Genomic DNA, 26,822 nt, shown 5'->3' with positions numbered 1-26,822 from the left:
ATTTTATGTTGCAACTGGTAGTTGTATGATAAACTGTGCTCCATCCTCTATGTTTGAAACAGATATTTTCCCGTGCATCTTTTCTTCTATGATCGTTTTTGACATATAAAGGCCAACCCCTGTGCCCTCAGAGCCTTTTGTTGAAAAGTAAGAGTCAAATATTTTTCCTATTACATCATCAGGAATTCCACCGCCATTGTCTTTTATTGAGACAATAATTTCAGAGTTGTCCTCGTTGTTGCCGATAGAGATTTCTATTTTCCCCTGAAGTTGAGTATCGGTCCTCTTTTTAGAAATAATTGCATCTTTTGAGTTATTCAAAATGTTTAGCAGCACCTGCTTGAACTCGTTGGGATATCCATCTGTGAGCAGTGCTGTGCCCTGTTCAGCTTTTATAAAAATATCTATATGGCTTTTGTTAAATATCTGCAAAAACATCGAGAGTAATTCTTCTATGGCAGTGTTTACATAAAAATGGACTTTCTTTTTTGCCGGTATGAAAAAATTTCTAAAATCATCTATTGTCTTAGACATAAATTCAATTTGTTGTAACGAGGCACTAACTGATTCCTCGATGTATCTTGCATCCAGTTCACCAAAAGTATAAGCATCCTTCACATCATTAACATTTAGAGCCAGAGCATTCAGAGGCTGCCTCCACTGATGCGCAATCAGTCCAATCATTTCCCCCATACTTGCCATCTTAGACTGTTGAATGAGCAATTGCTCCTTATGTTTGTTTTTTTGCTCCTCAAGTTTTTGCATGGTTATATCGCGGGCTGTTATTACAACACCTTTCATCTCTCCGCCCTCGGCATACTCCGGAAAGAACCTTGCGTGAAAATAGATTGTTCCGCCGGGTGTTTCAAAGTCGTAATAAGCCTCTTGTGTTTGACAGGTATTAAAGACCTTTTGCAGCATCTCTTTCCACGATAAAGCAATGTCTTTAGACAGAAATATTTTAGAATCTATCGGTTCACCTATAAAATAATCGAGGTCAACAGAGCTGTCAAGCCTGCTGCAAACGGGGTTCATATAAAGACAAATGTAATTGTTGTCGTATCGAATGATTAAGTCCTGGCTGTTTTCAACCAGTGCGCGATATTGTTCCGTGCTTGACGTCATTTTAGTGGCATATGACGAAAGGGATTCCGCCATTTTATTTAAGGCAATGGCAAGCGAGGTAAATTCATTTTTTCCTTTTAGCCGTAATCTGTTAGTAAGGTTGCCGGTAGATATCTCTTCAGCAAAAGACTTGCACTCCTTCACATCTCTCGATATTACGGTGGATATAATGTACGCAATGATTAACGTGCCTAAAAGAATAAGAAAACCGCAACCCCACCTTATTAAGGATATTGTATCCCCGCTTTCCTCTCTTTCTTGTCTTGAGGCAATAACGCTGTTGAAAGCCTCCTCATTAAGAGAAGCCAGCAGAGGTTCTATAGTGCGTATTGATTGAACGTAGTTGTTATTAATAGTCCTGATCTCGTCGGATGTTTGACAATATAGCTGGAAAAAACCGGCGTATGAATCAGCCAGAGTAATGAGCCTGGATTTAATGTCAGATGGTAATTGTGCTGATGCAATATTTTTCTTAAATGTATCGCTGTCCTCACGATGTTTTGTAACGTAGAGGTCCCTGTTTTGTATGATGTAATTTTTTTCATTTCTGCGAAGCATCAGTAAATCTGATTTAAGCTGAAAGTTTTTTTGCATATCTAAAAGTGACTCAATCTCCCGTGCGCTACTCTGCAGTGCACCATAAGTCCCCGAATTAGAGAAACCAAGTGCCATGTATTTATCTGTCAAATTAAAGATAGTACTCTGATACTTATCCAATTCCATGTCTATTTTATAGGTTATTCCTTTAATACTCTGATTGCTTGTCAAAGACCGGATATTGCCCATTATATTCTTAATCTCGGAAACATAGGTAAGTATTGGCGTTATATATCTTGATTTAGCCTCGTTATAGCCGAAATCCTTGTACGTAAGAATAAAGTTTCCCATATTAATTCGGGCTTTCAGCATTGTAGAGTTGGCATCCAAACACAGGAAAGAGATCTTGTCCAAATTATCTTCTTTTGCAAACATCCCATCGAGTGTGACATCCTCTCTCCATTCGACAAAAGTTCCCAGAACTATAAAAAGTATAGAAGCCAACGTGAAGCTTATATACAGAACAGTTCTTATGTTTAAACGGCCAATGTAACTGTTTGCGCTGTCCAATATTTTCATCTCAGAATCTCCATATTGGCATTTTTAGGTGCTCTGATGATTATATCACTCCTCGTAGGGAACGAAGTCATATTGTACGATTATATTATTGACCGCAGAGGAGAGGCAGTAGTTGATGAATTCTTTCTCCAGGCCGGATGGAAGTGCTTTCGTAACAAGAGAGAGCGCACGGGAAATTGGATAATTCATGGTAATGATATTCCTGTTTGTGGGCATAATGTTGTCAACAGGGATAATCTTAACAGCGTCTCCTGCTTGTCCTTTACGCTGTGCTTCACCAGATGAAACATATGAAATTGCATTTGGATTAGTTGTCACCGCATTTATTACTACTGAATTATCACCGTCGATAAACTTGCCGGTTAACATGTCGTTACTAAATTTGAAATAATCGTAGAAGAGCTCGGTTGAGGCCCCTCTCCTTGTTTTCAACACCACAGATATGTTGGCATCATTGCCTCCGGCTTGTTTCCAGTTGGTAATCTTACCGGTAAAAATGTCAAATATCTGCTTATTGCTGAGAGTAACAACGGGGTTATTTTTATTTATAATGATGCTGACACCGTCGCGGGCGATTGTAAAACCGAAAAGGTCCTGCTCCTTATCGGTAAGAGCACGGGATACCATCCCGATTTTGGATTTTCCCTCCCTGACGTCTTTAATGCCCCGGGCTGAACCGCCACATTGTACGTCAAGGATAACCTTAGGATACAACGAATGAAATCTGTCACCTATAGCCTTTATCAGTGGACACATAGTGCTGGAACCTGTGATCGTTAGGTTCCCTTCTATCTTAAGTTTATCGTTGCCATTTACATCCAATGCGTGGCTTACTCCGGAACACATAAATAAACTCCCGAAAAATACACAGACTATAAACCATAATGGCAATGGTGAAAACACACTTCTTAAGTTAAAAGAACTGAGTATGGCTGATATTTTAAGCAAAAAAAGATATAACATTTGTTGTCCCCCTTTCACTTAACAACGTAGTCAATTTTACCTTTTATACTTGTTTTTAGTAAAGCAAACTAGTTTAAACTTAAAATTTACTTTAAAGAGGGAAACTTAATATATTTTTCCCAGATGAAGAGAAGTTTTTGAGTTGCCCACAGGTCTCCGGCACAGTATCTTGCGATTTTTTCAAACTCTCCCGACCTAAACAGGTCCTTTACCTCATATCCTGTGACCCCGTCGGATTTTGGGCTTTTTATGCCAAACGTGCGGCACCACACATCGAGGCTGAACCGTCTTTTTGAGGCGCCAAAGAAGTTAAGCCTGTCCATTAAATCAATGTGCTCAGTGCCGTAACGGTTAGGCAAGAGTTCTCGTGTTGGCATAACTCTGCATACGGCGCTTCTTACCAAAACAAATGGGCAGTCAAACACCCGCCCGTTAAACGTTACAAAGGTGTCGTACTTTTTTATAGTTTCCCAAAACTGAGACAATACATCGCTTTCAGTGCCTGGGTAGTATGATATATTGTCCTCATCAAAAGGCTTAACTGTGCCCCCCGGAGACTGAAAATATACTGCTCCTTTTTCAGTATCAGGGTTGAGCATTCCAATTGCCACCACCTCAGCCGTGTTTGGATAAAAGGAGAGGCTGTCTTTTGCAGCCTTCACCTCATCCTCCGTGTTTGTCCACTTTAGAAAATACTCCTGTAACCAGCGGTCAAGGCTTTCAAAGTCAAACCCTGCCGTCTCTATGTCAAAGATTACACGGGACATATCAGCTGGTTTTATTACTTTTCTTCAGTGTATCCCCGGTTTTTAATATATCTATAGCTCTTTGAAGCTGTGTGTCGTCTTTCTCTTCAAGCTCAAGCGGTGTTGAGTCTGACTCTTCACCCTCTTTGGTTTCAATCTGTTCGTTTTGCAGATGTCCGGTTAAGTCCTTTTCCCTTAGCACTTTGTGCTCTTTTCCATTTTCAGATTTAATCTTCACTATTATATCTGGTGTTATTCCGGTGTTTTGGATGGAAATACCGTTAGGGGTATAGTACCTTGCGGTAGTAAGCCTTAACCCTGAGCCGTCACTAAGCCCAAGCACACTCTGAACCGAGCCTTTCCCAAAGGTGGTCACACCCAGAATAACTGCCCTGTTCCAGTCCTTGAGAGCCCCTGCCACTATCTCTGAGGCGCTTGCAGATCCCTCATTTACCAGCACCACCATGGGCAGCATATCAAGCTTGCCCTCTGACTCCGTATAGAAGTCCTTCTTATCCCCTGAACGATCCTTTATGTAAACGACCAGTTTGTGTGACGGTAAAAACTGCTCAGCCACACCCACAGCGCTCTGTAACAACCCGCCCGGATCATTTCTTAAATCTACTATCACCGAGGTTATCTTTTTTTCTTTCAACGTGTTAATTGCTTTAACCAGATCCTGCACGGTTTTTTCCTGGAACTGGCTGATTTTTATATAGCCGATGTTCCCTTCAAGAACCTTATTTTTTACGCTCTTAACTTTAATAATCTCTCTTGAGATTGTAAAGTCTTTTGGTTCAGTCCATCCCTTTCTGAGGATTGAGAGAATAACCTTTGTTCCCCTTGGGCCCCGCATCTTATTGACCGCATCCATGAGAGTCATCTTGTCGGTAATTTCGCCGTTAACCTTTGTTATAACATCTCCAGCCTTTATTCCGGCCAAATATGCAGGTGTATCTTCAATCGGTGCAATTACAGTCAGAAGACCGCCCTTTTTGCCTATCTGTATGCCTACGCCGCCAAACTCGCCCTTGGTGTCAACCTTCATCTCCTTATACATGTCCGGTGTCATGAAGGCCGAGTGGGGGTCAAGAGAGCTGATCATACCCTTTATAGCGCCATAAATTAAATCCTTGGTTTTAACCTCCTCCACATAACTGCTCTTTACCAAAGATATAACCTCAGTAAACAGCTTTAATTCCTGATACGTTTCCGACTCAGCGCTTACGGACTTTACCGTCCACCTGCCAACTGCCACTCCGCTTGCTATTATTGCGACAAAAGCCGTCCAAATGAGCAAGTGCTTTAGTCTTTTATTCATTTATCCCTCCTGAACATCCTTTATAATTATCGTTGTTTAAGCCATTGCATAGGGTCAACTGGCTTTCCCTTATATCTTACCTCAAAGTATATTCCTGTTGCATTTAAAACACCAGAGGCGCCTGCTATGCCCAACATGTCGCCTTTCTTTACGTACTCACCCTGTTTTTGTGCTATGCTGCTCAGATTTGCATATACCGTGTGATACCCCAGGCCATGACTTAGTATAACCACCTGGCCTAATCCCTTAAAGGTATCTGCATACACCACTTTTCCCTCATACACGGCACGCACCTTTTCGTTGTCGTTGGTGCTTATGTAGATGCCGTATCTGAAAACCGGTGTTTTAAACTGCGGATCCTGATGCGATCCATAAGGTATTGAAACCTGCCCTCTTACCGGCCATGGCAAAGAGCCCTTCAGAGACCGGAATTCATTTCCCTGTTCGGACAAATCGGAATCGCTCCGTTGTATTATCTCTTTTATCTGTTTTGATGTGGATTCAAGCTCATTTAGTAAAGAGGCATATTTGAATTGCTCTTTTTTCACTGACGATAAAATGTGCTCATGCTCCTGTTTTTTCTTTACCAGGGAGTTTTCTGCGGCTACCAGCTGTTCATTTCGTTGATTTATATCCCCGTACATCCCCTTAAGGGACTTTTCTTTATCAGAGAGCTTTGCTGATAAGTCCCTGTACTCTTTCATTTGTTTATACTCTGTGGTTGTCAGTCTGGCCATGTATCTGTTTACTTTTAAAAGCTCATTAAAATCCTCGGCATTGAGCACCACTATTAATCTGTCCAGTCCGTAGCCGTAGCGTTGTATCAACTGAAACCGTCTCTTCAGGTTTTTTTTGACTGCCTGCACGGCTTTTGTTGTTTTAGCAATATCTGCCTTAACCACTTTTATATTATCCTCTAAGTCTTTTATTTTTTTCCTGTCTCTTATGATTTCGGAATTTATTTTATTAAGTTCACGACCGGCTCTTTCTATATCAGTCATTATAGAGCTTTCTTTTTTCTTTGCCTTATCCAGCTTCTCCTTATTTGCCTTTATATCATCCTGTATTTTTTTGTATTTTTCCTTCAGTGCCTCAGCGTGGCAGTCTATGCCGTAAAGCAGAAACACGAAAATAAATAAATAAAACATTTTTATCTTCAATACCTGACTCGTCCCACAGCAAACACGGCCCCCCCAAGTCCCAACATCAAACCGATCACCGGAAACAGTAAAAATACAGTAAAAGGAATGTTAACTACTGCAAACAGGGGAATTTCTGCTGTAAGTTTAGAAAGCGTAATTTTATTAAGCACCTGAAGCATGACAGCCCCGCTAAGTCCGCCGCAAAAACCAACTATTGAGCCCTCCAGAAAAAAAGGCAGCCTGATAAACCCTCTGGTAGCGCCCAGTAGTTTATATATCTCTATTTCCTCCTTTCTCCTGTAAAAAAGTATTTTAACAGTCGTATAGCTTATGAAAACCACGGCACAGGCAAAGGTGGTGGAAAGCGTAAGCCCGATAGTTCTGACTCCGCGTTTTAAGGCAGAAAGGGATTCCATCTGTGCCTGTCCAAACTCAACGTCGTCAACCGCCCTGTGAGTTTTTAGTTTTGATATTAATGCTTTTATATCGGATGTTTTAACATCTTCATCACTCTTAAATTTGATTTCATAAGAATTAAAAAGAGGATTTTCGCCAAACCCCTTTAATATAAAATCATCAGACTTAAAAACTTTTTTAAGGTCCTCCATAGCAGCCTCCTTTGAGATGAAGTCAACGGTCTTTACAAGTTTGCTCCGTTTGGCTTCACTTTCTACGGCTGCTATCTCCTCCTTTGAAGCATCATCTTTAAGCACAACAAGAGAGGAAAGTTTCGAGGGTATTTTGGAGGTAAGCATCTCCACATTATAGAGGACAAGCAGGATGGCAAAGAAGATAAATAATAAAACGCCAAGAGTTGCCATTGTCAGAAAATTAATCCACTTTTCCCTTAAAATGCTCTGTAGCGCCATTTTAACTGAAAACATCTTACGCTATCTCTTCTTTGGCAAGTGTGCCCTCATCCAGATAAAAAACCCGCTTACCAGTATTGGTAAACAGCGATCTGTTGTGAGTGGCAATGAGTATAGTTGTGCCTTTGTTGTTTATGTATTTAAATATTTTCATGATGTTGTCTTCGTTTTCAGCGTCAAGGTTACCGGTAGGCTCATCGGCAAGCATAACGGTGGGTTCGCCCACGATGGCTCGCGCCAGTGTGATTCGCTGCTGTTCGCCTCCGGAGAGTGTTGCCGGGTATTTATCGGACTTGTGTCTTAGATTTACCAGTTTTAGCACACTGTGGACACGTTCTTTGGTTTCCCTCTCCATAATCCCCCTGATTCGAAGCGTCAGTGCGATGTTGTCAAATACTGTCTTATTATTTAATAGTTTAAAATCCTGAAACACAACACCTATATTTCTCCTTAGGAACGGGATTGTGGCCTCTTTAAGGTTGGATGTATTAAAACCGGCAATGGTTATTGTTCCATCATCGGGTGTTTCGGCAAGGTAGAGGAGTTTAAACAAAGTAGTCTTCCCTGCGCCGCTAGGACCTGTAACAAAGGCAAGTTCCCCTTTTTTTATAGAGAAACTAACGTTTTTTAAAGCCGCCTGCGCATCGTAGTACTTTGAAGCCTTATCAAGCACTATCATCTATGCTCGTCTCAGTTCCTTTCGCGTGTATTGCATTTATTTAGTATATACCACTCATTATAACAAAAAATAATCAGTAATTATAAGAGAATGGATTTTTTATTTTTTTCTACGGGAATTAAGTGATTTTTTATAATCATAAGCGGAATTTGTGGATTAATTTTTTCAAGAGCCTTAAACTCATTTGAATGTACAGGAAGTACAATGACGTCATCAGATTTAGCGACAGCCGTTTTCGCTCTTGTTGAGTTAAGGAGCATCTCTTCTACACCAAAAGTATCGCCGGACATTTTTTGAACCTGAGGGTGCCCATCCTCAACAAGCGAAACGAGCCCGCTCACTAAGTAGTAAAAACTGTCAGCCTGTGTGCCTTTGTCAAAGATGACAACACCATCTCTAAAATTAAGCGTAAACCTTGCAAGTGCTTTAGCTCCTGGTTTGGCAGTACGCAGAGAGAGCAGAGATTCAACTGCTATCAGCCGGATTTGTGAACAAGACGCTGTTAACTCCACCCCTAAAATCAAAACATAAAAGTACATATAAACCCAGAAAAACACAACAAAGATAGCCTTAAGAGAGCCAAAAACAAATCCCATCTGTGGATTGATGTGCATTAAAAGGGCAAACGATGGCCTTAACGCTATCCACGCTATGGCAGTCAGTGAGGCGCCGGCAACAATATGATTAAGTTTTACCTTAACCGGTATAAACAAGTAATAAAACAGTATTAATCCTGAAAGTGTGAGAACAAAGTTACCCGTAACATCTATCAAATCAAAGGGAGCTTTGATGTCTTTTATAATAGGTTTAATTATCTCAATATAGACAACCTCTCCAAGAACGAGAAACACAAGGAGAAACATCAGGATAAACGTTGAGAGCACATCTGAGGCTAATTCTCTCAGAAACGACCGGTTAATTTTTTCCTTAAAAACACTGGAAAAGAGCGTTTTTAAACCATCCACAAGAGGAAATGTAAACCATACACAGACAGCAATACTGGCTATGCTCCAGTTGTCCTCAGCGATGTAGAGTTTTCTCGCCTCCTTAATTATTATGTCCTGAGAGTAGGGCAAAAAGAGTGAAATAGTTTTTTTAAAGTTAAGAAATACAACATCTGAGGACATTATGTATTTTCCCAGCAGCAGAAAAATCAGAAGCAAAAACGGGATAAAAGATAAAAGCCCCTGATAGGTCAGCGCTGCAGCAAGAAGTGTACCGTTGTTTTTTCTGAAATGCCGTATGGTCTCAAGTATTATAAACCTGTAGTAAGCCATCATGCCTTTACAATACACATTGAAGTCTCTGTTTGTTAATTTGCTGCAGAACTTTTTTTGTAGTTTTTATATTGCAGCAGCATCTTTTCAATCTTGTCTTTCCATAGTGTGTCATTATCAGGGGCTTTCTTAAGAGCAAAGGTAAATAATGTGAAAGCCTCATCAGTTTTTCCTGTTGTAAAAGCAAGGAGTCCCAGAGCGTACAGGTCATCGTATGTGCTGCTATAGGTAAAAATATCAACTCCTTTTGAGAGCATTTCGTATGCTTTTTCATCTTGTTTAAGGGATGAATAACTGTACCAGAGTTTTTTGTAAACATCCTTTTTTACCGCATCCTCGGTTGCATTAGATAGTGCGGCCTTAAACGCTCTGATTGCCTCCTCATACTTACCTTGTCTGTTCAGCAAATCCCCTTTAAGCATATACCCGCGCGGGTTAGAAGGGGAGACCCTTATTATAGTATTGGCACAGACTAAAGCCTCGCCGTATTTTTTTTCCTCCGTAAGTATAATGGCAAGAACCTGATTAACAAGCTCAATGTCCGGGTCAATTGAGTTGATACTCCTCATCTCCTTTAAGAAGGACTCACGGACATCAGGTGTTAATTGTCTTAGATCCAGCCCAGTCAGTGTGAAAGGATCAATTGTTTTAAGGGCGTACTTCTCTGTAATTTCAGAGTTTTTTGCATACAAAACCTCAATGTCGTCAAAAAACACGACCCTGTATTCCGGGTGTTTTGAAGATATGAGGTGCTTAAATGCTCCGTTAAGCAATGAGACAATTATATAGTCAGGTTTGTAGGTATTGAGAAAGGCTTCTAATGCTGAAGGATTTGTAAATGAACTTAAGACATTAAACATATCCTCATCTTTAAACAAAAAAGGGATTTCCATATCCATAAATATTTTATAGCGCGGGTACAGTTCCCACTCCAGATAGCCGCCGCTGTTGGGGTGGTTCATAATTGTGCCGCCTGTGTCTGCTTTTTTCAAAAATGACACGATACCGTGTGGAAGCACGGATTTTGATACGGGGACTGCTTTAAGCAGCATCCGCACGTTTATAAATGGAATGGACATAAGAATCAGGGATATGACAACAATTGAAGGGGTGTGAAAAAGGGTTTTTTCGGATTTTTTAACTGGTGGGTTGGCACTTATTAAAGGGAGCGCAAGGAGCGAAAATTCAAGTGAAAACCTGTTTGCCTTAAAAATAAGAACCGCAGCAGCAACAAACATAATAAAGTGGCTAAGCTGCAGCTTTCTGATGTTTGCCGCAATCGCTGAGATTGTTACAATTAAAAACAAATTAAAAACGGTTTGATAAGGCACATCTGTTGTGTTTACAAGAAACGAAAAGTAATCAGACAGCGGCAGCTTTACCAGTTCTGTTATGTACTCAGAAGCGTACCGGGTACTGATAAAGGGTGCCTTAAGCAGCGCAACCCCATGAGGGGTGAAATAAACGCAACACAAGACTAACGTCAGAGACATCAAAAAGGCATATTCATCTTTTGTAAAATTTCTTTTTTGTCTTACCCTTAAAACATAAGTTTCAAAAAGATACGCTCCGGCAATGAGAATCATAACCGGATACTCTATGCCGTGAAAGTTAACCCACAGGGTTGCTATTAAGGGCAAAATCCAGGCTTTTTCCCTTTTAAATTCCAATATATACAAAAATGCCGCCATACATAAATAGCTGACGGCATGAGGACGGCTCTGTAACCCCCGCGGCAACAGCAGGAGAAAGTACATGGAAAATATAAATGAGATATAAGGCAATGGCTTATTTTTGTCTTTTAACAGAAACATAAACACAATCAGTTCTGTAACCATAAAAATAACCGATCGCACAAAAACCAGCCCGGAGATGCCAAATAAGCTGTAAATCTTATAGTTAAACACCTGAAACAGCCAATAGTAGTCAACCCAGTGTATTTGAGGAGATATAAAGGAAAAGTAAGATGTCGCAGGGATTTCCATATGGCTCAATATGTATCTGCCGCCACTTAAGTGATAAAATATATCAGTGTCTCCTTTAAGAACAGGCAGAGTGCTTATTGAAATCATTGTATAAAGCACAAGCGCAGTAAGATATATTATGCAAAGCGCATTTAAAGAAAATTTATTAAATAATTTTCGTATTATCATCAGTTCCAACTATATCAGACAGTGTGTCTTTTTTAAGTGCAAAAACTTCAGTAACTCCGCCTCTTTTTTTCACGTATGATTCATAGAGTGAGAGAATTAAGGAGATGGGCGCAAAAAATATAAATAAAAAAATAATTATTAATACATAAAATTTAGAAACATCTTTAATCAGCCTCTTTGACCACTCCATATCAAGTATATATGAGTAGAGGAGGTTCTTTCTAACCCCTGCTGAGTTTAAAAGGCTTTGAAGCCAGCCAAATGGCGAGTACTCAAGGTCAAAACGCCGTACCTTTACAATTTTAAATCCATGCTGCTCTATAACACGTATCAGCCCGTCCCCGGTAAAGTGGCTGAGGTGATAGGGAATATCGAGGTGAAACCAGTTTTCTTTGGCATAGGAGGCCTGAATGCTTGAAAAATTAGGAACTGAGATGACAATAAGTCCGCCTGATTTAAGCAGGCTGTTGCATTTATTGAGCATTTCAAGCGGCCACGGGACGTGTTCAAGAACGTGGTTTAAAGTTATTACATCAAATGAGGCAGCGGTGAAAGTCCATAAATCCGGATGTCCGGATATACAGTTGATACCAAAAGTCTCCGACACGTTTGTAGCGGTTGGTTTGTCAAACTCCACAGCAGACACGTCCCAGCCGTGCTGCTTCATTATGTGTAGAAACAGACCACGCCCGCAGCCTATGTCAAGAATTCTGCCGTTTTTCTTAAAAAACTCTATCCGCCTTCTGCGGGAGTGTCTGAAGGCAATTATAAAATACTCTATAAAAGGGACAAACCGCCTCCCTTTCTTTTCACGGTACTTGCCAACTTCATAGAGTTTAGACAGTTGCGAGTTATTAGGTTCAGGGTCAGTCATGCCAATTTTGCATTTGTTGCAGAAAAAAACGCTATAGCGTTTATTGCTGAATGTAATATCAGACAAAGACGGCGCAAGTATCTCAGAGGCGCAAAACTTACAGATGACCCCGGCCATCTATCGGCTAAACACCGTGTCAGTATCTGATGGAAAAAGTTTCAAAATCTCCCTTATACTCCTGCCACGTTAACTTGACATTGGTTACAAGAGCGCCGGGAGGCCCCTTATAACAGGCGGCTACCACCTTTGCCACGGCAGTTTCCGGTCCCTCAAAGAGTGCCTCGACATCGCCACCGGCCAGATTTCTGACCCATCCGCGCACACCCTCCCTGCGGGCAGTCTCAGCCGTAAATGCCCTGAAACACACCCCCTGCACCCTGCCCTCAATTGTCAGGTGTGCCCGTTTATGCCCCTGCCCCTTTTGACCCATTATATGGCGATTATAGCAAAATACTTATAAAAATTTCTCACTCATACCGAGTTGCGTTCAAAGATAAAACGACAAAGATGAGATTGCCACACCCCCTGCGGGGGTTCGCAATGACGGCGTGGGGGACTGTACATGGACGTCCCTGTCCGTCATTACGAGGAGCGTTAGCGACGTGGTAATCTCCTCTTTAATATTATATTTTAGACTACTACTTGGTATCAGCAACCCATTTAAGCATGTGGTAAAACCGCTTCTTTCTTTTTCCAGCACTCGAAAGGTAAAATAGGAAAATGTTTTTAATGGAAAGGTAAAATGAAAAAGTTCATACAGGTCTGTTCACTGATTTTGATTGACCTTGCTGCCTACTACAGCTCTGTATATCTGTCGTGGCATGTTAGGGAAAATCTGTTACCCTTTTTTTTTACATTTAAAACACCAAACTATAGCTTTCACTACTATCTCCGATTGTGGTGGATACCTGCCATTTTTGTGTTTTTTATAGCTAATCAGCAGATATACACTGCAAGGACAACGTTTTGGGATGAAAACAAGAAACTCTTTCATGCCATAACCCTGGCCTTTGTAGTGCTTATGGCAGTGGTTACTCTGGGGCGGATCCCGGGTCTCGTCTCACGGCCTGTGCTGGTATGTTTGTGGTTATTTTCTTTTTTTGTTTACCCTGTGTTTCATCTATACGGTAAAAAGCTGTTGTTTCAAATCGGCATATGCAAGGAAAAAGTCCTTGTGCTTGGAGCCGGGAAGACCGGAAAACTAATCTCAAAATGGCTTGCCAGAGAAACCCATATTGGCTATGACGTGATAGGATATCTTGATGATGACACGGAAAAAATAGGCACTTTTATTGACGGGAAAAAAGTCTTTGGCTCAGTCAGGCATTACACTAAATTTGTAAGGGAACTTAAGATTAACACAATCATAATAGCAATGCCGTCTTTGGGCCCTGAGTTAACATCCGCAATGGCGTTTGAAATACAACAAAAAGTAAAAAACACCCTGATAGTACCAAATCTCTATGGCGTAGCGTTGTTAAACACCGAGCTTATGCATTTGTTCTATGAGGAGATATTTTTGCTTAAGGTGAGAAACAACCTGAAGTATATCGTTAACAGGGTACTTAAGAGAGTGTTTGACCTCATCGTAAGCCTTGCGCTTATGCCTTTTGTGCTTGTGCTTATGACGGCATTTGGTATAGCTATAAAGTTACAGTCAGCGGGGCCAGTCATCTATTCGCACGAAAGAATAGGTAAAAACGGTAAAGTGTTCAGATGTTATAAGTTCAGAACGATGGTTAAGGACTCTGAGGATCTTCTTACCGAGCTTCTAAACAGCAATCAGGAGCTTAGGGAGAAGTGGGAAAAGTACTGGAAACTTCCAAATGACCCGCGGATTACTCGTATAGGAGCGTTTTTAAGAAAAACCTCCCTGGACGAACTGCCGCAGATTTTTAATGTATTAGGGGGGAGTATGAGTTTAGTTGGCCCACGTCCGTACTTATTAAGAGAGATGGATGCCATAAAAGACCATCTTGATGCCATAACCACAGTTGCTCCCGGAATAACCGGCCTTTGGCAAGTCTCAGGCCGAAACAACACCACTTACGAAAACAGGATAAGGCTTGACATCTGGTACATAATGAACTGGTCACTGTGGCTTGATGTTTTTATACTATTGAGAACCATAAAGGTGGTTCTTTCTATGAAAGGGGTCAGCTAAATGAAAAAAATATTGATAGTTTTTATTCTGTTAATCACGTCATCAACTGCGTTTGCTGCTAAACCGTTTGTCTCTGTGATTAAGGACTACTATGAATCGGTAAAAGACATAAGGGGGAGTTTTGTTCAACTAAGCAAGTTAAAGGATTTGGAAAAGGAACTGACATATAGTGGGAGCTTTTATATAAAACCACCGAAGCGGATGTCCTGGCGGTATGAGGGCAATGAGAGTCAGGAGGTTTATATAAATGAGGGGGAATTGATAATTTATCAGAAAAAAAATGCTCAGGCATTCCGGTCAAAATATGATGAAAGGACAATCGGCCAGACACCGCTTGCGCTTTTAAGGGGTTTTAAGGATGTCCAGACAAATTATAATGTTGAGGAAAAAGACGGTGTCATAAGATTTACACCAAAACAGTCGAATTTCAATCTCCGGTATTTTGATATTTATCCGTCAAAGGAGGGGTTTCCAATCAAAAAAATAGTGGTTTATGATAAAAATGAAAACGTGGTTGAGCTTACTTTGTCAGGCGTAAGAATAAACACCGGATTAGAGGATTCTTTGTTTAAGTTTACTCCGCCCTCCGGGCTTTCCATAATAGATAACTAATAACAAGGGCAGAGGATATGCACCAGAAATATGACATTACATTAAAGGATTTATTGAAGGATATATACTAATACCAAGTTGCGCTCAAAAGAGGAGATTGCCCTCCCCATAGGGGATACCCCTGGGACCCCATTCGGGGGTTCGCAATGACGGCGTGGGTTGTGTATGGGCGGAATTATCCGTCATTACGAGGAGCGTAGCGACGTAGTAATCTCCTCTTTATATTATAGTTTAGATTGCAACTCGGTATAAAGTAAAACTGGAGGTGGAGAAAATGCCTATAACGATTGATTTTGCCGATAGCGATATTTATAAGGAAGCTGAGGAGAAGGGATTGCTTAAGGGTAAACAGGAGGGGCTGTTTGAGGGTAAACGTGATGGGCTGCTTGAGGGGATTGAGTTAGGACTGGAGCTCAAATATGGTTTAGCTGGACTTGAGCTGATGAATATTGTTAGAGCTATAAACTCTGTAGATAAATTAGAGGAGTTTAAAAATCTCATCAAGAAAGCTGGTTCCGTGGATGAATTGAAGGAGTTTTTGGGAAAGAGCGTGTAGGAAAAGATTTTATCCGCAGATTGTTTTTTTCATCTGCGTCCATCTGCGGATTAATACGTTTTCTTTTAAAAATTCCCTTGTATCAATAGACAGTATAAGTGAAATACTTATACTCGTAAGTATTCCAGCTTGTATCATAAATTATTTCAAAATAATAATAGGTACCAGTTTCAGCACCGTATGGAACATACGAATATAGATTGCTTGCAGACAATGTTTGTCCCGATGATATAGTTATACCGCTATTTAGAGCAAGCCATGTCCCGCTTGGTGTATAAACATAAGCGTACATGTAATAGGTAGAACTTGAGCTATTAATAACGGTTGAGGAATATGGCCCTAAATTACCACCACGATAGACTGCTGTTGTTGTCGGCGCTGTAAGTGTATGTGTGAGTGATGAGGATACACCAGTGTAGATATAGCCATAAGCAACTTCAGTGACTATTTTAGTACCATCTGATGATGAAGCTATTCCGTACCAATTTCTGCTACCAGCACCAGTTTGTGCAGTCCATGTAGCACCAGAATCTGTTGAGGTATAAATATATTCCGAGAAATTCCCTGCAGCGAGATTTGATCCATCTGATGATGATGTTATTGACCACCAATTTCTGCTACCAGCATTTGTTCGTTCTGTCCATGTAGCGCCTGAATCTGTTGAGGTATAAATATAACCAGTGAAACCATCACCACCACCGCCTACTCCGGCAACGAGCTTTTTCCCATCCGATGATCCTGCTATTGATTGCCAATATCTATAACCAGCATTTGTTCGTTCTGTCCATGTAGCACCTGAATCTGTTGAGGTATATATGTATGACCCACCAATACCAGCGTGAGCAGCAAGTTTTGACCCATCTGATGACGATGTTATACCGGTCCAATATCTATAACCAGCACCTGTTCTCTCAGTCCAGGTAGCACCTGAATCTGTTGAGGTATAAATATATCCCGGACCTTTGACTCCAGCAGCGAGTTTTGTCCCATCCAATGACATCGCTATACTCCACCAATACCCGATACCAGCATTAGTTTGCGCCGTCCATGTTGCACCAGAATCTGTTGATGTATAAATATAACCTCCGAACTCCCCTGCAGCGAGTTTTGATCCATCTGACGATGACGCTATAGGATACCAACTTCTGCTTCCAGCACTTGTTTGTGCTACCCATGTTGCACCTGAATCTGTTGAGGTATAAATATAACCACTATTAACTGCAGCAGCAAGTTTTGATCCATCAGAAGAGGATGCTACTCCTTGCCAATTTCTACTGCCTGCACCTGTTCTCGCAGTCCAAGTGTAACCGGATGAAGTAGTCCCTGATGCCGTTGTCGTAGTAGTTGATGCAGTAGTCGTTGTTGATGCTGTGGTTGTGCCTGCTGTCGTGGTAGTTGTGGCTCTCGTTGTGGTAGTTGTTGACGCTGTTGTCGTTGAGGTGGTTGGTGCTGTTGTGGTTGAAGCTGTTGTGGTTGTATCGATACCGATACCACCGATATCTGCAAATGAATTACTACTAAAAACAAATAAAAAAACGCTGCATATTAATAATATTATGAACTTTCTCATAAATGCACACTTTTTGATTGAACCATAAAACATCGTCACTCAACACCTCCCTGCCTTTTGTGACATAGTAAAGCACATATTAAAAAAAAGTCAAGCAAAAAAGTATGTGCGGGGGGAAAATTTTCATTTAATCGCTGTGTTATAATAGTATGATTATAAATAATAGGGAGAGGCAAAAGTGCACCAAAAGTATGATGTTACGTTGAAAGACATTTTGAAGGATATGCCAAAAGTATTTCTAAAAATTCTCACTGGGTATGATACGTGTAAATTTATAGATGTCCAGTTCCCGGATATCCAATTAAGGGAGCCTGATTTGGTGATGGAGGTTCCTGATGGAAAACTGATACATACTGAGGTGCAAGGCAGAAATGAAAACAATATGCTACAACGGTTCTATCTATATTCAGGGTTCATCTTTAACCAACATAAGATATTACCGATACAAATATTGCTTTATGTCGGTAGTGCGCCTCTGAACATGCAAAATCATATGGAAAACGAGTATATAAAATACTCCTACAAAGTGGTTGATATCCGGGAGATTGATTGCAGCCAGCTTATAGCCAGCGATAGTCCTGAAGATATTGTATTAGCGATACTTTGTAACACCAATGATGTGGACGTCACAATAAGAAGTATTCTTGATAAACTTACTTCGTTACTATCGCCCAAAGAAAGAGAAAGTTATATCAGAAAGTTGCTTATTCTTTCTGATTTACGGAAATTATATCCTAAAGTTAAAATGGAGGTAACTAAAATGCCTATAACGATTGATGTGAGAGAGAGTGATATTTATCAAGAGGGGTTGCTTGAAGGAAAACAGGAGGGGTTGCTTGAGGGGATTGAGTTAGGACTGGAGCTCAAATATGGTTTAGCTGGACTTGAGCTGATGAATATTGTTAGAGCTATAAACTCTGTAGATAAATTAGAGGAGTTTAAAAACCTGATCAAAAAAGCCGGTTCAATAGATGAATTGAAGGAGTTTTTGGGAAAAAGCGTGTAAAACGCAAGGAAACAATAGCTAATTTATGCAATCAGACACTGACTCTCTGATTCTTGCCATAGACACATCCTGTGACGATACCTCGGCAGCAGTCATACGCAACGGGCGAAGTATTTTATCAAGCATAGTTTATGGACAGGGAGAGATACACAGCCTCTACGGTGGAGTGGTACCGGAGGCGGCCTCAAGAAGGCACACGGAGATGATTTGGCCTACCGTAAAGCTTGCCATGGAGCAATCCAACACAGAGTTTAGCCAGTTATCGGCAATAGCCGTTTGTTGTGGTCCGGGACTCATTGGCTGTCTTATAGTTGGAACATCATTTGCAAAAGCTATGGCCTATGCATTAAACCTGCCCCTTATTGGGGTAAATCACCTTGAGGGACATATATGTTCTGTTTTTTTAACCCATGAACCGGTTTTCCCGCACATATCACTTGTCGTATCGGGCGGACACACCAGCCTCTACTTAGTACGCGCTATGGGTGCTTACGAGGAGATAGGCCGCACTCGGGATGATGCTGCGGGTGAGGCTTATGACAAAGTGGCAAAAATGCTTGGGCTTGATTATCCCGGAGGCCCGCTTATTGATAAGTTAGCGAGGATTGGAAATCCAAAAGCAGTTAATTTCCCAAGGTCCCTGATAAAAGGCACACTTGATTTCAGCTTTAGCGGCCTTAAGACCTCTGTTAGAAACCACCTGCTACACAACAGTAACATATCAACAGAGGATATATGCGCATCGTTTCAGGCTGCTGTGACAGATACGATTATTACAAAGTTACTGTGGGCTGCTGAAATTCATGGAATTAACACGCTTACTATATCTGGCGGGGTAGCTGCAAACGAGAGACTGAGGGAGCGGCTGCTGTCACTTAAAAACATGCGGATACTTATGCCGCCTAAAGAACACTGTACCGATAATGCCGCAATGATTGGCCTTGTTGGTGACTACTATTTCAGACAGGGAGCATCCTCAGATTTGACCCTTAACCCTAAAGCTTATTTACCAATAAACCAATAACCGCAAACTGCGGTTAGTCCTGCCCTCAACAACTGTGATAAGTCAGCACATGGTCAAACAGCTCACCTGGGCTCTCAAATCTGTCTCCACAGTATGGGCAGTCGGGAATTTTAGGTATCGGTATTGACTCTGTTGTCATGCCTGATCCCTCTGTACATTGTTTTGCCACGTCAATTAAATGTTTTCTCAATATGTGAACATCTCATTACATCTGACATATAATAACAGATTAATCATTTTTTATAAACAGAGTAATGGCAAAATATGTGGCTTAAATGTAAAATATCAACACAGTATGAGAAATGTGCACGCACATAAAGTTGCCGTTGTAATTCCGGCCTACAAGGTCAGCCATTATATCTGTGAGGTGTTAACAACCATTCCTGCCGAGGTTTCTGAGATTATTGTTGTGGATGACTGTTGCCCGGAAAACTCCGGTAAAGCTGCCGAGTCGGCAGCTGATACACGGGTCAGCGTACTTTATAATGCTAAAAACATGGGTGTAGGCGGCGCCGTTATTGAGGGTTATAAAAAGGCGTTGCAGCTTAATTGCACGGTTATCGTTAAAATGGACGGCGATGGCCAAATGAATCCCGCTTATCTGAAAGATTTGATTGCTCCCATAATAGAGGACTCTGCAGATTACTCAAAAGGTAACAGATTTTTCAATTTCAAAGCGCTTAAAGCTATGCCCTTTATTCGTCTTTTTGGTAACAGCGCTCTGTCTTTTGCTGTTAAGTTAACATCCGGGTATTGGAACCTTGCCGACCCCACAAACGGCTACACCGCAATATCCTCCGAAACTCTGAAAAAACTTGATCTTGAAAAAATATCCGTAGGATACTTTTTTGAATCCAGTATGTTGATAAATTTAAACATCATAAACGCTGTCGTAGCTGATGTCAACATTCCTGCAAAGTATGGGGATGAGAGAAGCTCACTCAGTATTGCAAAAGTGCTTCTGAGTTTCCCGTCTAAACTAATGTCTGGTTTTTTAAAGAGGATTTTATTTAAATATTTCATCTATGATTTCAATATGGCCTCTGTGTATATGCTTTTAGGGATTCCAATGTTTCTGTTTGGCGTATCTTTGGGGCTTTATGAATGGGTACAGTCATCCCTTACCGGACTTATCCGCTCTCCCGGCACTATAATGCTTACAGCGTTGCCAATTATCGTATCATTTCAAATGCTCCTTCAGGCCATAAACATTGACATCTCATCAGTGCCAAAGAGACGATGTTGAAAAACATCACAGTGATAATTCCTAACTACAATGGGCTTGTGTATCTTGGTGATTGCCTTAACTCTCTGAGAAACCAGACTTACAAAAGTTTTGAGACAATTGTTGTGGATAACGGCTCAACTGACGGCTCAGTCGATTTTATTAAGGAAAACTTTCCAGAAATAAGACTGATTTCCTTTAATGAAAACACCGGTTTTTCACATGCCTGTAATGCTGCGATTAAAGCCTCAGAAAGCCCCTTTATCGCACTCTTAAATAACGACACAGAGGTCTCCCCTCAATGGCTTTCCGCCCTTTTTGAAGTAATGAACAGTGAGGAAGAAACTGGGATGGTGGCCTCTAAAATTCTACTTGATAAAACAACAATAGACTCTACAGGAATGTTAATTTATCCTGATGGCATAGGACGTCAAAGGGGCAGAGGAGAGACCGATGCGGGGCAGTATGACGACAGAACCGAAATCCTTTATCCAAGCGGCTGTGCCTGCCTCATAAGGCGGAAAATGCTTGATGATATTGGCCTTCTTGATGAGGATTTCTTTGCCTACTGCGAGGATGTGGATTTGGGACTAAGATGCAGGATTGCCGGCTGGGGCGCTGTGTACAGTCCGGATGCCGTGGTGTACCACAAGTATTCCGAAACCGGAGGTAAATATTCCCTGTTTAAGGCGTTTCTTGTTGAAAGAAACCGGATTTGGGTAGCAGTTAAAAATTTCCCTCTGGAATTTATAATCGGCTCGCCTTTTTACACTTTTAAGCGATATTTATATCAGGCATATTCCATTATAACCAAAAGAGGAAGCACTGCAAGGTTTGCCGAGGGAGCGAGTGCCTCAGCCATGGTTCTAATGTTTTTAAAGGCATATGGTGTAGCAATACTGAAAATTCCTTTAATGTTGACCAAGAGGTTTTTTATAAAGAAAAGGATTTCAGCTTCAGAGTTTTCACGTCTTTTGAAAAAACACGAGGTGTCAGCGTCAGAGCTGATTTTAAAGGATTGAAATTTAAAATTTAACTCTATATAATAGCAGACAGTTATTTCTACAAAGGATGCGTCTGAGACCAAAGGTTATGTCAACAACGGCTTTTATATTGGCTTTTATAACCGGCTCTATATCATTTATATGGCTTAACGTGGTTTTTGTAAGAAATGGGATGGGCAGAGGGCTTGCGATGTTTTTATCATCCACTGTGGGCGGGCTTGTATCATCTGCTGTGTATTATGTCGTAATCGGTTTGTTTTGATATAGTAAGATGAAACGTGAAAATACCTTGCTTCTTACATTAACCTTTTTAAGTCAAATTTGAGATTAAATATGAACGGCATGAAAAACATATCAGAAAAACTAAAAAGAAATAAAACACTTCAGGCTGTTTTAATATTAACACTGGCGTTTGCTGCCTATTCAAACACCCTCAACGTTCCTTTTCAGATGGATGATGCCGGTAACATCATAAACAATGCTCTGATTAAAGACTACAGGAATTTCATTAACCCTTTTGCTATAGGTTCAGGGACTATGGAGTATGGGTTTAAATCACGCTTTGCCGGATACTTCACGTTTGCCCTCAACTATTGGATTTCTGGCGCTGATGTTTTTAGCTACCACGTGTTTAATATTGCCGTGCATATGGTTAATTCATTGCTTGTACTTATTTTGGTAAAGTTATTACTCAATACGCCACTCTTTTCTGATAACTGCAAAGACATCGCTGCTTACAAATATTTACCGTTTCTGACGGCAATGGTTTTTGCTCTGCATCCGGTTCAAACACAGGCAGTTACATACATAGTTCAGAGGCTAACCTCCCTCTGCTCACTTTTTTATCTCGCAGCAGTGGTTTTATACATTACTGCGAGAGTCAGCACATCTAAGAAACGTTTCTTTTATTATGCGCTTTCTGCCATTTCCGCAGTGCTCGCTATGAAGACCAAAGAAACTGCATTTACCCTGCCCTTTATGCTTACTCTCATAGAGTTTTCGTTTTTTACTGATAATTTCAAAAGAAAACTTAAAAACCTTTTCCCATTTTATTTAACTCTTATAATAATTCCATTAACTTTGTACGGTGGTTCAGCTAAAACCGGAGGGGCTTTAGCTGAGAGCTTATCAGTTGTAAGTTACGATGAAATCTCACGCGGCGACTATCTCCGTACGCAATTTCCTGTTATTGTCAGGTATCTGAAGCTCTTGTGTTTACCAATTGGGCAAAACCTTGATTATGATTTTCCTGTTTTTAAGAGTTTTTTTAACCTGAGAGTTCTGCTTTCGTTTTTGCTGCTTTTGGGGATTTTCTTATTTGCTCTCTACTTGTATAAAATATCAAAATCCCATCCGATAGCAAAATTGGCAGGATTTGGTATTTTATGGTTTTTTCTGGCTCTCTCAGTTGAATCCTCAGTCATACCTATAGCGGACGTAATCTTTGAACACAGATTGTATTTACCCTCTGTTGGGTTGTTTCTGACGGTGCTTATGGGGGTCTCATATTTGACGGCAAAGTTGGAAAGGAAAAACTCTGGCCTTAAAAAATATTTAATCATATTGACAGCCGTAATAACCTTAATACTTTTGGTGTTAACTTACAAGAGAAATTCAGTATGGGGCAACAGTGTAACTCTTTGGCAGGATACGGCGCTAAAAAGCCCGGGGAAAGCCCGTCCTCACAATAATTTTGGCAACGCACTGTTTGCTAACGGACAAATTGATGCCGCCCTTAAAGAATACATTGAAGCTGTAAGGTTAAAGCCTGTGTACTACGAGGCAAGATACAACCTTGGTAAGGCGTATGAGAAGTTAAAAAGAACTGATTTGGCAGAAAAACAATATGTAGAGTCTATAAGGTTAAAACCTGACTTTGCCGAGGCATTTAACAATCTTGCTGGTATCTATGAAAAAAGAGGAGACAAACCACTTGCTTTTTCATATTACTCAAAGGCTGTTGCATTGAAACCTGATTTTCCTGAGGCAATTAACAATATCGGCCAGATGTACGAATCTGCCGGAAAATTTGATGCAGCTATGCAACGATACCAGAAGGCTTTACGAGTTGACCCCTCGTATGAGGCAACTTATAATAACCTTGGGAATTTATACTTTAAACTCAGACGTTTTCCTGAAGCCATAAGCCACTATCAGAGGGCGATAGTACTGAACCCTGATTTTGCCGAGGCTCATAATAACCTCGGAAATTGTTATGATGAAACAGGAGACCTTACAGAAGCTATAACTCAATACACTCTTGCTGTTAGACTAAAACCCGACTTTGCCGAGGCTCATAATAATCTTGGAACGGCCTATGCCCGTGTGGGAAGAGTCTCTGAGGCAAGGCAGCAATATGATGAGGCGCTCAAATTAAAACCAAATTACGGGGAGGCCGCTTATAACCTTGGACTTCTTAAGCGATAACTATCACAGGATGCCATATGGAAAAAAGTTTCCAATAAAAAGTACAATATCGTTACAATGAATGTTTTCTCTGAAATTGTAATACCAAGTAGCAGTCAGAAGCGTCCCCAAGGGGATTCCCCTTGGCGGCAAGGAGAAAACGACGCCTCCCCTTACAGGGGATTCCCCTTTTAGGGGAGACGTTGAGGAGTTTTAGACGATGCCAACAAAATTAGGCGATTGAATGCGGCTTGGTGTAAGGTTTACGCAAAACGTCTATATTCAGGTACTAGCACTGGTGTCTCTTGTATTTCTTGCCTATTCTAACACCTTCAATGTACCGTTTATGCTTGATGATTTTGTAAATATTACTGACAATAACATAATTAAGGATTACAGAAATTTTTTAAATCCGCTCCGTGTTGGTCAAGGCAACATGGAGACGGAATTCAGGTCACGTTTTATAGGTTATCTGTCTTTTGGTATAAACTATCACTTCTCAGGTACTGATGTCAAAGCATACCACATAACAAATGTAGCAATTCATATTTTAAACACTGTTTTAGTATTTTTTTTGCTAAAGATTATATTAAAGACACCTTACTTTTCTAAAGAAGAAATACATGAGTGCAGAACTGATTTTAGTTTTTTACCCTTCCTTTCCGCCCTATTTTTTGGTTTACATCCGATTGAAACTCAGTCAATTACTTATATAGTTCAACGGTTCTCATCTCTGGCTGCTTTTTTTTGTTTGCTTTCTCTGTTTTTTTACATCAGGGCAAGATTAAATAACTATAACCGGCCTAAAGTGTTTATGGGTTATGTGCTGCCTCTTTTTTTTATGCTGCTTTCAATAAAAACAAAGGAATTAGCTGTTATTATTCCTCTTTTAATTTTTTTAATTGACACTGTTTTTTTTGGCGGCAGTATTAAAAGGAAAATATTCAATGTCTTGCCGTTTCTCTTGTTGACTCTCATCGTTCCGTTGACTATTCTGAGTAGTAATGCCAGACATTCCGATGAGTCACTTCTCAGTGAAAACCTCTTTATCGGAAGCCACGGAGTGATCACCTCTAAACACTATCTGTTAACCCAGTTCAGGGTTATTGTGAGTTATATAAGGCTTCTTTTTGTGCCTGTTGGACAAAATTTTGATTACGATTTCCCAGTCTATAAGACTCTCTTCAATCCACAGGTATTTTTCTCTTTTTTATTTCTTTCAGGTATTGTTTTATTTTCATTTTATCTATTTAAAAAATCAGGGAGAAATCCTGTAATAAGACTCATTAGTTTTGGAATATTTTGGTTTTTTATAACCCTTCTGCCAGAATCATCTGTAATTCCTATTGCAGACGTTATTTTTGAACATAGACTGTATTTACCGTCAATAGGTTTTTTAATGTCTTTTTCAGCCGGTTTAATTTTTCTGTCGGAAAAAATGAAAAAAAATACTTATAACGTATCTGGTGTTTTGGCGTTGATTCTGTTGGTCTTATTAGGTGTTTTAACTTATAAGAGGAATTCATTGTGGCAAGATGGAGTATTGATTTGGGAGGATGCAGCAAAAAAGAGTCCCCTTAAAGTTCGCCCGCACAACAGCCTTGGAAATGCTTATCTTCTAAGGGGAGATTTTGAGAAAGCCATCAAGGAATATGAAATAGCCCTGAGGTTGATGCCGTCATATTTTGGTGCATATTATAATATGGGCAGAGCTTACGAAAAACTCGGAAATAACGCTTTAGCTGAAAAGTACTACCTTGAGGCTATAAAATTGAAACCTAATTTCCCTGAGGCTCTCAATAATGTAGGCACTCTCTTTAAGAAACAGGGAGAAAACACAAAAGCGCATAAATACTATGCTTTAGCGCTGGCCCTGAAGCCTGACTTTGTTGAAGCCATCAATAATGATGCTCTGTTATATGCGGCAGAGGGCCGGTTTGATATAGCTTTAAACGACTTTGAAAAAGCTGTACGCATTGACCCCTTGTATGAGGCAACTTATAATAATCTGGGGAATCTGTACTTTAAACTCAGACGTTTCCCTGAAGCCATAAGCCACTATCAGAGGGCGATAGCACTGAAACCTGATTTTGCCGAGGCTCACAATAACCTCGGAAATTGCTACGATGAAACAGGAAACCTCAACGATGCTGTGGCGCAATACACACTTGCAGTTAAACTGAAACCAGATTTTGCAGAAGCACATAATAATTTGGGCACAGCCTTTGCTCGTGTGGGCAGAGTTGCTGAGGCAAAGATACAATATGAAGAGGCTCTTAGACTAAAACCCAATTACGAGGAGGCTGCTTATAACCTTGGGCTTCTTAAGTGATTATTAATATCTGAGGGAGGTTTTTTACAAGTGACTCATAAGATGGCCGGTGCACTACTGTCTGGCGGTGAAAACAGCCGCTTTCCATATCCTAAAGGGCTCATAAAAATCGGCGGCACAACCATCATGGAGAAAACACTAAGACTATTCAATGAGTGTTTTACAGAGGTCTTGTTAAGTACAAACAATCCTGAAATATATTTTTCTATTGCACCGCTTTATGAACACAAACCTGTTGCGCTAATTGGAGACGTTTATGATATAAGGGGACCTATGACCGGTATTTTTTCGTGTCTGTTAAACTGCAACTATGATAATATGTTTGTGGCTGCCTGTGATATGCCTTTTATTGAAAAAGAGGCTGTGGAACTGATGATTCGCTACGCACATGACAATCCTGATTTTGATGCTGTTGTACCGTTATGTGAGGGAGTGCCTGAGCCGCTTTTTGCCATTTATAATAAGGCTGTCTTGCCTGTCATGGAAAAATCTCTTAAGGGCGGACAAAAGTCCTTGAAAATTTTATTAAAAGAGATAAATACTAAGTACATTGATGGGTCGGATTTTACAGTGGGTAATTGTAAAAATAATTGTTTTATAAATATAAACACATTAGAAAACCTGAAAGAAATTGAGGATTGTCTTTGAAATAGAGTAT

Annotated in this window: 24 protein-coding genes; 11 read left to right on the top strand and 13 right to left on the bottom strand. The window is 40.5% G+C overall.

Annotated features, from left to right (window positions below; all coding sequences use genetic code 11):
• Positions 1–3 precede the first annotated feature (3 nt).
• The 11 genes from HQK88_01635 to HQK88_01585 form a co-directional block, all read right to left on the bottom strand.
• Positions 4–2,241, bottom strand: a complete 2,238-nt coding sequence (locus HQK88_01635) for a PAS domain-containing protein (protein MBF0615499.1) — start codon at positions 2,239–2,241, stop codon at positions 4–6.
• A gap of 45 nt (positions 2,242–2,286) precedes the next feature.
• Positions 2,287–3,087, bottom strand: a complete 801-nt coding sequence (locus HQK88_01630) for a phosphate ABC transporter substrate-binding protein (protein MBF0615498.1) — start codon at positions 3,085–3,087, stop codon at positions 2,287–2,289.
• Between the two features lie 203 nt (positions 3,088–3,290).
• Complete coding sequence (locus tag HQK88_01625) at positions 3,291–3,971, bottom strand: ribonuclease H-like domain-containing protein (protein ID MBF0615497.1); 681 nt, start codon at positions 3,969–3,971, stop codon at positions 3,291–3,293.
• Position 3,972: 1 nt separating this feature from the next.
• Positions 3,973–5,271: a S41 family peptidase gene (locus HQK88_01620; protein MBF0615496.1), complete on the bottom strand. Its 1,299-nt coding sequence runs from the start codon at positions 5,269–5,271 to the stop codon at positions 3,973–3,975.
• A gap of 26 nt (positions 5,272–5,297) precedes the next feature.
• Positions 5,298–6,431 carry a peptidoglycan DD-metalloendopeptidase family protein gene (locus tag HQK88_01615; protein ID MBF0615495.1) on the bottom strand — a complete coding sequence of 378 codons (1,134 nt, stop codon included), beginning with the start codon at positions 6,429–6,431 and terminating at the stop codon, positions 5,298–5,300.
• Positions 6,428–7,297, bottom strand: a complete 870-nt coding sequence (locus HQK88_01610) for an ABC transporter permease (protein ID MBF0615494.1) — start codon at positions 7,295–7,297, stop codon at positions 6,428–6,430. The genes HQK88_01615 and HQK88_01610 overlap by 4 nt, the downstream gene beginning before the upstream one ends.
• 1 nt (position 7,298) lies before the next feature.
• Positions 7,299–7,961, bottom strand: a complete 663-nt coding sequence (gene ftsE, locus HQK88_01605) for a cell division ATP-binding protein FtsE (GenBank protein ID MBF0615493.1) — start codon at positions 7,959–7,961, stop codon at positions 7,299–7,301.
• A gap of 80 nt (positions 7,962–8,041) precedes the next feature.
• The gene (locus HQK88_01600) at positions 8,042–9,256 is read right to left on the bottom strand and encodes a YihY family inner membrane protein (protein ID MBF0615492.1); all 1,215 of its coding nucleotides are present in this window, start codon (positions 9,254–9,256) and stop codon (positions 8,042–8,044) included.
• 17 nt (positions 9,257–9,273) lie between these two features.
• The gene (locus HQK88_01595; protein ID MBF0615491.1) at positions 9,274–11,391 is read right to left on the bottom strand and encodes a tetratricopeptide repeat protein; all 2,118 of its coding nucleotides are present in this window, start codon (positions 11,389–11,391) and stop codon (positions 9,274–9,276) included.
• Positions 11,369–12,382, bottom strand: coding sequence for a class I SAM-dependent methyltransferase (locus HQK88_01590; protein MBF0615490.1), 1,014 nt, complete (start codon positions 12,380–12,382; stop codon positions 11,369–11,371). The genes HQK88_01595 and HQK88_01590 overlap by 23 nt, the downstream gene beginning before the upstream one ends.
• 19 nt (positions 12,383–12,401) lie before the next feature.
• Positions 12,402–12,695 (bottom strand): acylphosphatase, encoded by a 294-nt coding sequence (locus HQK88_01585; GenBank protein ID MBF0615489.1) that lies wholly within the window; start codon positions 12,693–12,695, stop codon positions 12,402–12,404.
• Positions 12,696–13,007: 312 nt separating this feature from the next.
• On the opposite strand from HQK88_01585, the gene wbaP reads away from it, so the two are divergent.
• From wbaP to HQK88_01570, 3 genes are all read left to right on the top strand, one after another.
• Entirely contained in the window at positions 13,008–14,429 is a 1,422-nt protein-coding gene (gene wbaP, locus HQK88_01580; GenBank protein ID MBF0615488.1) for an undecaprenyl-phosphate galactose phosphotransferase WbaP, read from the top strand.
• Positions 14,430–15,041, top strand: a complete 612-nt coding sequence (locus HQK88_01575; GenBank protein ID MBF0615487.1) for an outer membrane lipoprotein carrier protein LolA — start codon at positions 14,430–14,432, stop codon at positions 15,039–15,041. It abuts the gene before it with no gap.
• Between the two features lie 274 nt (positions 15,042–15,315).
• A complete protein-coding gene (locus HQK88_01570) occupies positions 15,316–15,597 on the top strand; it encodes a hypothetical protein (GenBank protein ID MBF0615486.1) in 282 nt (93 codons plus the stop codon).
• An 82-nt stretch (positions 15,598–15,679) separates the two neighbouring features.
• On the opposite strand, the gene HQK88_01565 is transcribed toward HQK88_01570, so the two are convergent.
• Positions 15,680–17,206, bottom strand: coding sequence for a hypothetical protein (locus tag HQK88_01565; protein ID MBF0615485.1), 1,527 nt, complete (start codon positions 17,204–17,206; stop codon positions 15,680–15,682).
• Positions 17,207–17,345: 139 nt separating this feature from the next.
• Between HQK88_01565 and HQK88_01560 the strand changes: the two genes are divergently transcribed.
• Positions 17,346–18,173: a hypothetical protein gene (locus HQK88_01560; protein ID MBF0615484.1), complete on the top strand. Its 828-nt coding sequence runs from the start codon at positions 17,346–17,348 to the stop codon at positions 18,171–18,173.
• Positions 18,174–18,198: 25 nt separating this feature from the next.
• On the top strand, positions 18,199–19,197 hold the full coding sequence (tsaD, locus tag HQK88_01555; protein ID MBF0615483.1) for a tRNA (adenosine(37)-N6)-threonylcarbamoyltransferase complex transferase subunit TsaD: 999 nt from the start codon (positions 18,199–18,201) through the stop codon (positions 19,195–19,197).
• 25 nt (positions 19,198–19,222) lie between these two features.
• Here the strand turns inward: tsaD and HQK88_01550 are convergent, their stop codons facing one another.
• Positions 19,223–19,387 (bottom strand): hypothetical protein, encoded by a 165-nt coding sequence (locus HQK88_01550; protein MBF0615482.1) that lies wholly within the window; start codon positions 19,385–19,387, stop codon positions 19,223–19,225.
• Between the two features lie 105 nt (positions 19,388–19,492).
• Here HQK88_01550 and HQK88_01545 point away from each other — a divergent pair, with 105 nt between their 5' ends.
• From HQK88_01545 to HQK88_01520, 6 genes are all read left to right on the top strand, one after another.
• Positions 19,493–20,443 carry a glycosyltransferase family 2 protein gene (locus tag HQK88_01545; protein MBF0615481.1) on the top strand — a complete coding sequence of 317 codons (951 nt, stop codon included), beginning with the start codon at positions 19,493–19,495 and terminating at the stop codon, positions 20,441–20,443.
• Positions 20,437–21,444 (top strand): glycosyltransferase family 2 protein, encoded by a 1,008-nt coding sequence (locus tag HQK88_01540; GenBank protein MBF0615480.1) that lies wholly within the window; start codon positions 20,437–20,439, stop codon positions 21,442–21,444. Before HQK88_01545 ends, HQK88_01540 begins: the two co-directional genes overlap by 7 nt.
• Before the next feature lie 70 nt (positions 21,445–21,514).
• Positions 21,515–21,688: a hypothetical protein gene (locus HQK88_01535; GenBank protein ID MBF0615479.1), complete on the top strand. Its 174-nt coding sequence runs from the start codon at positions 21,515–21,517 to the stop codon at positions 21,686–21,688.
• Between the two features lie 71 nt (positions 21,689–21,759).
• Positions 21,760–23,853 (top strand): tetratricopeptide repeat protein, encoded by a 2,094-nt coding sequence (locus HQK88_01530; GenBank protein ID MBF0615478.1) that lies wholly within the window; start codon positions 21,760–21,762, stop codon positions 23,851–23,853.
• Positions 23,854–24,076: 223 nt separating this feature from the next.
• Positions 24,077–26,164, top strand: coding sequence for a tetratricopeptide repeat protein (locus HQK88_01525; GenBank protein MBF0615477.1), 2,088 nt, complete (start codon positions 24,077–24,079; stop codon positions 26,162–26,164).
• Positions 26,165–26,194: 30 nt separating this feature from the next.
• Positions 26,195–26,812, top strand: a complete 618-nt coding sequence (locus tag HQK88_01520; protein MBF0615476.1) for a molybdenum cofactor guanylyltransferase — start codon at positions 26,195–26,197, stop codon at positions 26,810–26,812.
• The last annotated feature ends 10 nt before the right edge of the window (positions 26,813–26,822 follow it).

Source organism: Nitrospirota bacterium (assembly GCA_015233895.1).
GTDB lineage: Bacteria > Nitrospirota > Thermodesulfovibrionia > Thermodesulfovibrionales > Magnetobacteriaceae > Magnetomonas.
This window is presented reverse-complemented; position numbering and strand designations above follow the sequence as displayed.

Coding starts and splice junctions, on each gene's coding strand:
- tsaD (MBF0615483.1), top strand. CDS start 18,199: ATGCAATCAGACACTGACTCTCTGATTCTTGCCATAGACACATCCTGT.
- HQK88_01535 (MBF0615479.1), top strand. CDS start 21,515: ATGTCAACAACGGCTTTTATATTGGCTTTTATAACCGGCTCTATATCA.
- wbaP (MBF0615488.1), top strand. CDS start 13,008: ATGAAAAAGTTCATACAGGTCTGTTCACTGATTTTGATTGACCTTGCT.
- HQK88_01635 (MBF0615499.1), bottom strand. CDS start 2,241: ATGAAAATATTGGACAGCGCAAACAGTTACATTGGCCGTTTAAACATA.
- HQK88_01530 (MBF0615478.1), top strand. CDS start 21,760: ATGAACGGCATGAAAAACATATCAGAAAAACTAAAAAGAAATAAAACA.
- HQK88_01540 (MBF0615480.1), top strand. CDS start 20,437: ATGTTGAAAAACATCACAGTGATAATTCCTAACTACAATGGGCTTGTG.
- HQK88_01630 (MBF0615498.1), bottom strand. CDS start 3,087: ATGTGTTCCGGAGTAAGCCACGCATTGGATGTAAATGGCAACGATAAA.
- HQK88_01610 (MBF0615494.1), bottom strand. CDS start 7,297: ATGTTTTCAGTTAAAATGGCGCTACAGAGCATTTTAAGGGAAAAGTGG.
- HQK88_01585 (MBF0615489.1), bottom strand. CDS start 12,695: ATGGGTCAAAAGGGGCAGGGGCATAAACGGGCACACCTGACAATTGAG.
- HQK88_01545 (MBF0615481.1), top strand. CDS start 19,493: ATGAGAAATGTGCACGCACATAAAGTTGCCGTTGTAATTCCGGCCTAC.
- HQK88_01590 (MBF0615490.1), bottom strand. CDS start 12,382: ATGGCCGGGGTCATCTGTAAGTTTTGCGCCTCTGAGATACTTGCGCCG.
- HQK88_01525 (MBF0615477.1), top strand. CDS start 24,077: ATGCGGCTTGGTGTAAGGTTTACGCAAAACGTCTATATTCAGGTACTA.
- HQK88_01570 (MBF0615486.1), top strand. CDS start 15,316: ATGCCTATAACGATTGATTTTGCCGATAGCGATATTTATAAGGAAGCT.
- HQK88_01620 (MBF0615496.1), bottom strand. CDS start 5,271: ATGAATAAAAGACTAAAGCACTTGCTCATTTGGACGGCTTTTGTCGCA.
- HQK88_01595 (MBF0615491.1), bottom strand. CDS start 11,391: ATGATAATACGAAAATTATTTAATAAATTTTCTTTAAATGCGCTTTGC.
- HQK88_01625 (MBF0615497.1), bottom strand. CDS start 3,971: ATGTCCCGTGTAATCTTTGACATAGAGACGGCAGGGTTTGACTTTGAA.
- HQK88_01575 (MBF0615487.1), top strand. CDS start 14,430: ATGAAAAAAATATTGATAGTTTTTATTCTGTTAATCACGTCATCAACT.
- ftsE (MBF0615493.1), bottom strand. CDS start 7,961: ATGATAGTGCTTGATAAGGCTTCAAAGTACTACGATGCGCAGGCGGCT.